The sequence below is a fragment of the uncultured Shewanella sp. genome (genome assembly GCF_947495455.1).
In the GTDB taxonomy this organism is placed as follows: domain Bacteria; phylum Pseudomonadota; class Gammaproteobacteria; order Enterobacterales; family Shewanellaceae; genus Shewanella.
In genome coordinates, this window is sequence record NZ_CANLZC010000149.1 from 1 (window position 1) to 10328 (window position 10328).

The window sequence follows — 10328 nt, forward strand, 5'->3', positions numbered from 1 at the left end:
GGATTGATAAAAGACACAGACTTGTGTGACATGTCTACTTTGCTCCCTAATGTGACATCTTTAACTTGCCTTAACACCATCAAAGGACTAACTCATCCATTGAACTCCAGCCATCGTCCAACATTGATGATGCTAAACGATGACTTTAATTGAAATGCTATTTAAGCTCGTTAATTTACTAAATCATTATAAGTGGGTGTCGCTTGCGACAATACTGCCTTTTTTCCGCTACGAATATCAATTGAGACTACTGTTTTAGTTTCTGTCAAACTTTCCAATATAAAAAGACGTTTTCCAGAGGGCGCAAGCTGCATATTTGAGGTGTCTTTTGTCAATTGATAACCATAACTTAGATCATTACCTGAAACCAAAGCATAAGCAGCAGTATTAAAATCATAGGATATAATATCATTCGAATTCCCATCTAATATATACAGTAAATTAGATTCAATATCATAGGCAATCGATCTTATACTAATATTGGCATTATACGCCGATACATCTAGCACTTTATGCCTGCTTCCACTAGATAAATCTACAGAGATGATCGAATTATCCGATGAATTAACAGCTAATAATATATTTTCTTTTTTTGCAATCAACAAGTCAGATAAAGACAACACCGTTGATTGGTTACCACCACTACCTATTTCTGTACTGGAAATAACAATTGCTTCACCTGACTCAAGATCTATTTTAGCAAACACTTGCATCACATGATCAAATACATATAACTGCTTATCTTGTGAGTCTAATGCTACTTCATCAATATTGTCTAATTCATGCCTACCAATAAAAGAAATCAGTACTTCTTTACCCAATATCAGATCAATAGAATAAATACGGTCAAATCTAGAATCATATACGTAAGCAGTTTGTCTTGCAGAATCCACTACGATTTTCTTTGGATAATGAAGCTCGCTATTATCTATTATTATTTGAGAACGTTTTCCATTATAAATATCTATTGAAAATAACAACGGACTACCTATAGAAATAATTTTACCATTATTATCAATACCATAGTCAATAAACCTATTTATTCTTATCCCGTCACCAATGCGGTTTTCAGTAATAACTCGAATTTCACCTGAATTGAGAGAATAATCGGATATATTGCCAGGCTCCACTTTTGAAAAATATAACCTTTCATTTTTTAGATCATACCCCAACGACATCATCGTACCTTGAATTTCCTCTTCATGGTAAGCGTCCTTAATAATGGTTCTATTGCCTGTGGCTAGATCAATATGAAATATTTTTCCACTATTAATGGTTGACGTTGATACATATAAGCCCGTTTTATCTTTATCAAATACCAAATCTGACAGACTAAACAATTCCTCACCAACTCCCCTTGACTCATCGGAAATAATACTTCTATCACCCGTTGTTAAATCAATGGCTAAAATGGCTTTTAATCCAGCATCTGCAACTAATAGGCGGTTTTGGTCTGAATCGACCAACATATTTAATGGAGAAATCAATTCAGGACCTGTACTACCTAACATAGGATACAAAATGTCTTGAGAACCATTAAAACCAATTTGATAAATATACTTAGAATAATTATGTAATACGGACACATAAGCATGACCGCTTTCATGGTGACTGTTTGGAGCCACAGCCACCGCCTTCAAAGAAGGGTTACCATAAGGCACTAAAGGGTGATATTCCCAAATAAGACTTCTATCTCCTGTCGATTTGTTCACCTTAACAAGACCTATTTCATGATCCAGAACAAGAAAATAGTGCTCACCTATACCAATCGAGACCATATCAGAAATGGCCTGAAACTCGATACCTTCACCTATTCCCTGACCAGATAATATCCTACGCCCCAAATGGCTGACCTCAACAAGAGTATCATCAATTAGTTCAACATAATAATAAATATCAGAATAAAACCCATCCTTAATGACACCTTCTGGCCAAGATATTTTAGGCTCATTTCTTACTTGATGAGCAAAGCTATTCTTTGAACCATCATTAAACTCTACTGATACATTAAACGTATTAACTGAATTTTCAATGGGAAGTGTCAGGTTCCAGCTTGTGTCATTAATATCATTTGAATTCAATTCAATGCCGTCAATTGTTAGAGTATGTACAGCATCATTTAATGGTTCTTTTGTATCCTCCTCAACAATCAACATACTAAAAGGGGTTTCCTGAATATAGCCACCTAAATTCGCACCTTCAGAGGGAAAATCAACTTGTAAACTGGGTCTAATAAGATCAGTAACTTCTACGGTAAGCTCAGTAGTATTCGAATCAATACCATCAGTGACCAAAAGCGCTAATTGATAAAAATTATCACCATTGGCATCATGTGGATAGGTAAAGTTAGGTGCAGTTAAAAAACTTAACTGCCTTTCATCATCCAACGAAAAGCGCTCAGCATCCTCTCCTCCTTGAATTGAAACGGTCAATTCATCACCATCTTCATCATCAACCAAAGGAATAAAATCTAATCTAGATATGCCTTCTTCAATTTTAATATGTTCTATCTCAGAGGAGAATCGCGGTATATCTTGTGCATCCTTAACAGTAAATGCCACCTCTAGTTCATCCATTCCCCCCTTTCCATCTGTCACCTGCAATACGATGTCATAAATATTATCTTGATCGCTATCAATCGGCACTTCAAAATTCAAGCTCTGATTTAAGTCAAGTTCTCCAGTTGTTTTATCTAAAGCAAATAAAGCACTGTCTTTTCCAGTTAATAAAGCATAAGTCAGGATATCCCCATCACGATCTGAAGCTAAGGCAATATAATTAACAACTAAGGTGTTTTCATATAAAGTAGCCGAATTATCTGAAGTAAATTCAGGCGAAGCATTACTTGAAGCCTCCTCATTTTCACTATTTCCTCCTCCGCAAGCAGTAAAAAATAGCAAACTAAAAATTACACTAAATACAATCCGAGCATGTCTACTGTGTACCAACATCATTATCTCAATTCCTTTTGTTATTATCTTCAATAAATACCTACTACCTTAATCTTATTTATCATACGACAATATAATAAAACCCGTAATAATAAACAAGTTAACCATTAAGCAGGTTTTTCAATCCTATATAAAATAAATAGCAAGTCAAAAAAATGGTGAAAAATACAACGTTTGTACAATATAAAAATGCTGCTCTTTTTCAAAAGAGCCAAGCATAAAAAATAACTTTCATTCTTAATAAAAACAGATAATTAATAAAAGATTGAATATTCTATTCCATTTGTGAAATCAGATAAATGCCCTAGAAAATCGCTTCATCACAGGTGATAAATACATATCACTGTATTGAACGTCATGTAAATTGTAAGAGTATTAATGATGGCTGTCACAGTTGTTCTTTAGACTGATATCCCATTTTTAAAGCCACTTACCAACGATTAGTGAAAATTCATAGCCAGCCATTATTAATCAGTAACATAGTCAGGTTTTCGCCAGAATGTTAGCCTTTTATAATATGAGGCTGATGTTCCTCATCTTAACACTTAACATATTAAAGTAAGCTACGCGCGAGCCTATAGGCACATATTGGCAACATTTTGAGAAATGTCGTCGTTTATCCCAATAAGCGCAATAATTTCGCCTACAGCAATAAGAATAGGGCCTCTACTTAAATAAAAATTCAATACTAATCAGGGCTCTTCTTGGATGTAACATAGCCCTTTTATAAATAGCAACCTCCAACATATACTAGTCCATCAGCTTAGCCAGAGGATTTAAAATATGCCATTAATGATGGCTGTCCAAATTACACCTATAAATCTTCGTAAAGGCTTCCTCTTCTCATAAACTTGCGTCTAGCTCAATTGCAACAAGTTGCTCACCACAAAGGCGAGCAACTTGTTGCGAATCCATTGCGAATCCAGCACGTGCGATTTGCTGGTGCTTGTTAGTTGTTTATCTACAACAGCAATAAATTATTTTCCCAAATATAGAGCAAATCATTTACTTTCACATTACTGCCGGGTGGCAGCCATAAATTTGTTTCTTGGTGCTTTGCCCCCATTCGATGATAAAAATCGCGTGCATTTGAGTTATCTTCTAAAACCTCAAGGTATAATCCCTTATGGCTATAGTTTTCATCAGCCCATTTAGCAATTAAATGCATTAGCTGTTTACCAATTCCTTTACCTTGATAAGTCCTTGAGACATGCAAGTTATCTATGAATGTTCCCCATCTAGCACTTTCATTACCAAAAGCACAAATAAAACCACAAATGTTATCACCATCAATGGCAACCAAAACATATTGGTTACTCTTTGGTGAGGATAATCGATTTGCCCAAGAGTTTCTCCGCTCCACCCAAACATCATTATCAAGAAATTGATCAGGGAATATTCCCCGATATGATTCACGCCAACTTTCAGCATGTAAGTTAGCTAAAACCTCTGAGTCATTAATGTTGGCAACTCTGTATAGCATTTACTCGTAAACTCCGATAACAACTAACCTTTGTATAATGCACATGCGCGTTCTTCTTTTATTAATAATCAATAGATTACCATCAAAGTACGCTACTAACCACTGATAAATATACAAATTAGAAATATATTATTTACATAAAAAGCGCACATAAATCACCAGCATCGAGATCTGTAATCAAAACTGAGTAACTAAAAATGAGGATTTAGTACTTATAACCAAGGCCTATTTCAACCTTGGCTATATCTTTACGTTCAAAACAAGCTTGACTAAAATTTAGCACCCATATTAATTAAGGTGCAGTTTGGACCACTACCGTTAATTGCGATTCTAACCGGAGTTTTTGACGCGAACATTGTTAATGCCACTGAAAGTGCTGATGCTGTAGCAACCTCAGTTGAAGATGGAGATAACCACACACTATTAGTGGTACATCCAGTGTCTACACTTCCATTTTTACCTTCAGTGAGATTTTTAAGAAAGACTTTTGCTCTACCATCAGAATATGCGTACACGCTTGCAATATCTGCAGTCCAAATATTAGACGCATTTGCGGTTAAAGGTGAAAGTAATATCAAGATGCTTACGACAAGATTAATGCCTTTGTAATTCATTTATATTATCCATGTATGATTGATTATATGTTAACAGTACATTCAACAGCAGCATAACCTTCTATACTGCTCGCCCTTTTTTAAACAAATCATTAAGTTAGAATACACTGCTAACCCAAAATCATACAATGACCATAATAAAAAATCAAACACTTACCGATTCGTAAAAAACATACAGCAGTATTCACCAGAACCGACTCACTCTTTTTAAGAGCCATCTTGTTAATTCTGGATGTCCGAATAATTCCGAATAATTTTGCTTTTAGCTTTGGCTACCCGACTGATATCCCATTTTAAAGCCACTTATCAGCAATTAGTACCTAGTGGTAAAGCTAAGTAAACCGAAGAAAGTCGCCACTATTTATCTAAAATACGGCCTGTATAAGAAAGATGGTTGTTATCTTAATGATGGCGCTTTGGAGAAAGCGCCAAAAGCTTAAAATTAACTTTTGACGTTATGGTCTCTTGTTAACTTTACTTTGCCACAGTATGACCGTATGGAAATAATAACTTAGCTTCAGGCCCATATTCAAAGTCATAATTTATTTTCAACTTATGGCTGGGAATTAAAAGTTCCTCCGAAATCCTCCGCTCTAATGCCGAGCCTTGAACCCCCTCATATGGTGTGGCTCCATATTTTTCTTCATAAAAGCTAACGTCTTCATCTGGTCGTAATATATTATGACCACTGAAATAGACGCCTAATACTTTATACTCACCTTCATCATTTGTTTTAGTCGACACATCAATACTAATTTCACGGCTTTTTCCGGGAATCGCATAAAACCTACTGTGGTACGTCGACAAAACATCAGAAATAAATGTAAAAGAATCGTCGAATTCTGAATATTTTTGACAATCAAATACACTATTAAACTTAGACGTTTTAAAACTATCTCTTAATTGACCTTTGCTATTAAAAAATATCTCAAAAATCATACCGTCTAATAAAGCCTTTCTAGTTTTTGCATGCAGGTTGGTTGATCTTTCACGAAACCGTGTAATAAATGCGCTTAAATCTCTAGCATTTCCACAGGCTGCCTGGTAAACATTTCTACCTAATACAAAAACAGTATCGACATCAGCATCATTTAATGATGCTACCGTAAGTTTAGTTGCGACAGGGTTTTGAGTGTACCAATTATGACTTTTCAAGTCCCTAATTTCAGTATGCATCAGCTTATCAGAATCAATGTGGAATAACTCATCAGAAATAGCTTCGTTTGAATATATTTCTATTGACGAACCAAGACTCAGATTAAAGAAGAAGTCACCCGATAAAGATGTATGTTCCCATGATGTTTGCTGCCCTTTTGTTGAAACAGAAAGGGAATTTCTAACCCTTTTAAACATATCCTCAATCGGAATATCAGGGACAGCTATATGTTGTAGTAAAGCTTCTGTGTATGCGCCATTACTTTTTAAACCATCACTAGCAACCTCTCCAGGTGAAGTAGAATAAGCAATAATGGTTCCTCTTGGAGCATATACTGGAGCTAAACCATCAAGGTTTGGGTCGCGGTTCCATGCTCTTAAGTACGGATTATTCCTACACGCATCAAGAATAATAATATTTGTTTTATTCTTACTCTTCTCCATAATTTCAATGATTTTATTCAATGGATAAGAAGAATACCTTGCGTCAATTTCCGATTTAAAATCAGAGTCAACAGCCGTAATATAATTCTCTCCTTCTATCTGCATTCCATGACCCGCAAAATAAAACAGACCAATATCATTACTATTTAAATTATCTCTAAAGGAGTTGACTGATTCATCTATAGATTTCTTGGTAGCATCTTTCAGTTTAATAACAGAGAAGCCAAAATCCGATAGTTTTTGACTCATATCCTCAGCATCATTTGTCGCATTCACTAATTTGTTACTAGGGTAGGCTCCATTACCTAAAACCAGTGCCGTCATTTTCCTTTTCAAGTTACAGACTCCTTATTGTGAGTAAATTTAATCCTTTGTATAACGTGCATACACGTTTTCCTTTTATTAATAATCAATAGATTACCATAAAATCACGCATAAACCACCAACATCAAAATCTGTGCTCAAAACTGAATAAGTAAAAATGAAAAAATAGGCTTGACTCAACGGGAGCTTCCATATGAGTCTATGTTGCTTTAGTTACGCATAATACGGAGTGGTTTTTGTATTATTACATAGAGTGACACCAAAACCGTCTAATGTTTGACTTCATGCTGGAAGCGCTTGTTAAATATTTTGACCACGAAGCTCAATAAATTGCCTTGAAAATTCTTTAGCCAAATCTCTACTTTCCGTAATTGTAATACTCTCATTGTTGTATTGAGCATTACTTGTCCAGTTATATGAACCATGTATAACTTTACATAGATCAATTATGCAGAACTTATTATGCATTAACTTTTTCCCCCACAAAGAATTTGGAGAAACCTTCTTATAGTCAATCCCCCTAGAAAAAAAATCTAAACCATACTTATCAGTGGTCTCATCGTCATTCACGATTACTCGAACATTAATACCTTTTTTGTGTTTCAGACGAAGCTCATTTCCAATATCTCTATCTGTGAACCACGCGACAGCTATCCAGATAGTAAATTCCGTCGATTGGATTGAATCAATTATTTGTTTTTTTATTTCTTGGAAGTGTGCCGCTATTTGTACGGGATCTTTCAGCTCAGCACCAGTGACTTTAAAAATACCTAGATCATCTTTTTCCAAGAGGTAACCATCATGCTTTATGATTTCACTTAATTCTGAAGCTATATCATCAGGGTTACTGACTTTTCGGCTATCCGAGATTGCCTCTATTAAGCTCTTAAACTCTGGGGTTCCGTTAATCTCCTTTAACCGCTCATATGCATATTCATTTCTAGACCATGCATTTGGAAGACCCTCACGCGTATATTTATCAGAAAGCCCGAACGCATTGAAAAATTTAATCAGCTCTGGTCCAGACATATAAGGAGTCGAAGCCCCATCGCCAGTAATGTATGGCTTTATTGCATTTAGTGTAAGCTCTGAAACCTTCAATTCTGATTTCTCTCCGAACTATGAATCTGATGACACTTAACAGTTTATTCAACAGCAGGATAATCTTCCTGGCTGCATACTCTCTTTTATAAAACAAATAATTAAGCTAGAGTACACAGCTAACCTGTTGTTGTAAAATGATTATCAAACGAAAATTAACTATTTATCAACAGAAAATCAAGAAAAAACATCTAATACCAATTTCATCACATTCACTCATTAGTTATAATTCACTGTATTATATTTAATTTATCTCAATATACACAACTCTTTAGACCAATACCTTAAGCTAAGATGAAATAATATTGTGCGATCACAAGAGTAACCTTTTTGAGTTCGAAACATCGACCGCTCCTTAGCCCCCTTTCTTTTCCTTACCAATTTTCAAAAAATAGAATGTAGGTAGCTAAATTAGAATGAATTCAAAAACCACCACCTAATCCACTTGACTTTACCTTTATTATACTCTTGCCTTTGCTTTCATACCCGTGTAGGCGCAAATGTGAGCTTGGTTATTATCGCCCTTCTTTAATTTAGTAATGGATGAATAAGAACAAATAAACATTGGCAATAATGCCTTTAAAGCTCGACATAACCTATATTGGCTCACTCAATGCTATAAATTACCGCCAGCAGGAATAATGTGATTAACTTGTGCCGTCCCCGTTGCCAACCCATAAACATTTGAATAATCGAGGGTAATAGTGAGAGCATTACCTGTCGGATTATTAAACAATCCCGTATAATTTCCATTCGACACAGTTCCCCCCCATCCAACACCTTGCATTATCAATCTGATGAGAGGATGCTCCATGATAATTGCCTGACCATCAATAGTGATTGTCGGTCCCCCCCCTGCATATCCAGCTGGAGCAGCGGCCCCACCTGCAGTGTTAACACCTGCTACAGTCCCCAGTAGGCATCTAAATTCGCCATTTCAGCTCTGGATAAACCGAGCTCACAAACAACGCCCATCCTACCCGTGAAACGCACTCCTATATCACCCGAAGTGCCTATATAACGATTATTGGTATTACGATTATAAATAATATACATCCCCGCAAATCCAGCCATACCCGCAGGAATTTGAGCCGGCCCAGCAGCCAAAGTACCAGCAATATCGGTAAGTCTATCTAAATTATTCAAAGTATAAGTAATTGTGCCCATTGTTATCTTCCTTGCTTTAAACGTGAAATCTTAGTGTTAGCAACAAAAAAGCAAACAGCATGCCAAAAATAAGAAAACCAACAATGACAAATTGGCCTAATTAATGCTTAAAGATAAAGCACCAATCCAAGTTAAAAGAATCAATACATGTCTGACACAAACACTCAACCCCGTTTTATGGAACAACTAAAAGCCCTTAAAGATACCGATGCAGCACAATTAAGCAACCTAGGTGAAGACAAATGGATAAAAATCAGTGATGAGGCAATTCATCAACTTAAAAGATGGGGTCGACTCACTCAAGCTTATACTGCCGCTCTAAAGGTTTTTGACAATAATAGCAATATCGAAAATGCACACCTTGTCAAAGAAAAAACTCAATCCCTCCATGCACAGCATGAACAGATCATCGAAAAGATCTCAGATATCTTGTTAGAACTACCTGATCCTAAAAATACAAGAAGCTTCGATCAAGGAAAAGACAAAGAAAACCGTCTTGCTCTTAAGTCAATCATTGAAAATATGCAAAATGATGTCGATGCCACCTTTGAATCATCCACCAAAAGTATCGCTAAAATCGATCAATTTATTGCCTCTTCAGGTGTCACCCGCTACGGAAAATTGGCCTGTGAAAAGCATGGCGATGATTTTACACCTCCAACGTCGACACCTGAGGAATAATTATTATTATCCCACTTGTATCTAGACTTCACATCAATTAAACCATGTCAGGTGATTATCAGTTCAAAGGCCATAATAATGGCCTCTTTGAGCAAAAAACAAGCCGTTCCTTAGCATCCTCAATTTTGACAAATAAACGACACGGCATTCATGATCTGATCGATAGGGATTGTCGAACTGGTCCTTAGATACGGATATTGTTAAGAACGAGCAGCCTTCCTAATCTCACTCTTTATTACTAGAAGAAGTGAGAATTCACGACTTACCATTAAGCGAAGCTTAATATATAGGAAGCCTGCGGCAGGGTGAGGTTTTACGTTGTAAAACGCACCGAACGAGATGTATGGACTCCCTTCCCTCGAAGGAGTACGGTCTGAATTTGACCAATTAGCCAATGGAGCCCACACA

General features: G+C 36.1%; 8 protein-coding genes. 1 reads left to right on the forward strand and 7 read right to left on the reverse strand.

Annotation, left to right across the window (positions count from 1 at the left end):
* Positions 1-170: 170 nt before the first annotated feature.
* The 7 genes from Q0791_RS23280 to Q0791_RS23310 form a co-directional block, all read right to left on the reverse strand.
* Entirely contained in the window at positions 171-2954 is a 2784-nt protein-coding gene (locus tag Q0791_RS23280; protein ID WP_299011620.1) for a hypothetical protein, read from the reverse strand.
* A 958-nt stretch (positions 2955-3912) separates the two neighbouring features.
* Positions 3913-4434 carry a GNAT family N-acetyltransferase gene (locus tag Q0791_RS23285; RefSeq protein WP_299011622.1) on the reverse strand — a complete coding sequence of 174 codons (522 nt, stop codon included), beginning with the start codon at positions 4432-4434 and terminating at the stop codon, positions 3913-3915.
* Positions 4435-4703: 269 nt separating this feature from the next.
* Positions 4704-5048 (reverse strand): hypothetical protein, encoded by a 345-nt coding sequence (locus Q0791_RS23290; protein WP_299011624.1) that lies wholly within the window; start codon positions 5046-5048, stop codon positions 4704-4706.
* 474 nt (positions 5049-5522) lie between these two features.
* Positions 5523-6983 carry a caspase family protein gene (locus Q0791_RS23295; protein ID WP_299011625.1) on the reverse strand — a complete coding sequence of 487 codons (1461 nt, stop codon included), beginning with the start codon at positions 6981-6983 and terminating at the stop codon, positions 5523-5525.
* Positions 6984-7271: 288 nt separating this feature from the next.
* Positions 7272-8072, reverse strand: a complete 801-nt coding sequence (locus Q0791_RS23300; protein ID WP_299011626.1) for a phospholipase D-like domain-containing protein — start codon at positions 8070-8072, stop codon at positions 7272-7274.
* A 616-nt stretch (positions 8073-8688) separates the two neighbouring features.
* Positions 8689-8886, reverse strand: a complete 198-nt coding sequence (locus tag Q0791_RS23305; protein WP_299011627.1) for a hypothetical protein — start codon at positions 8884-8886, stop codon at positions 8689-8691.
* 89 nt (positions 8887-8975) lie between these two features.
* On the reverse strand, positions 8976-9239 hold the full coding sequence (locus Q0791_RS23310; RefSeq protein WP_299011629.1) for a hypothetical protein: 264 nt from the start codon (positions 9237-9239) through the stop codon (positions 8976-8978).
* 147 nt (positions 9240-9386) lie between these two features.
* Here Q0791_RS23310 and Q0791_RS23315 point away from each other — a divergent pair, with 147 nt between their 5' ends.
* Positions 9387-9920 carry a hypothetical protein gene (locus Q0791_RS23315; protein WP_299011631.1) on the forward strand — a complete coding sequence of 178 codons (534 nt, stop codon included), beginning with the start codon at positions 9387-9389 and terminating at the stop codon, positions 9918-9920.
* Positions 9921-10328: the final 408 nt, after the last annotated feature.

Bases quoted from the DNA above. Each gene is read 5' to 3' on its own strand.
- Q0791_RS23280 (WP_299011620.1), bottom strand. From the start codon at position 2,954: ATGATGTTGGTACACAGTAGACATGCTCGGATTGTATTTAGTGTAATT.
- Q0791_RS23285 (WP_299011622.1), bottom strand. From the start codon at position 4,434: ATGCTATACAGAGTTGCCAACATTAATGACTCAGAGGTTTTAGCTAAC.
- Q0791_RS23290 (WP_299011624.1), bottom strand. From the start codon at position 5,048: ATGAATTACAAAGGCATTAATCTTGTCGTAAGCATCTTGATATTACTT.
- Q0791_RS23305 (WP_299011627.1), bottom strand. From the start codon at position 8,886: ATGGAGCATCCTCTCATCAGATTGATAATGCAAGGTGTTGGATGGGGG.
- Q0791_RS23310 (WP_299011629.1), bottom strand. From the start codon at position 9,239: ATGGGCACAATTACTTATACTTTGAATAATTTAGATAGACTTACCGAT.
- Q0791_RS23315 (WP_299011631.1), top strand. From the start codon at position 9,387: ATGTCTGACACAAACACTCAACCCCGTTTTATGGAACAACTAAAAGCC.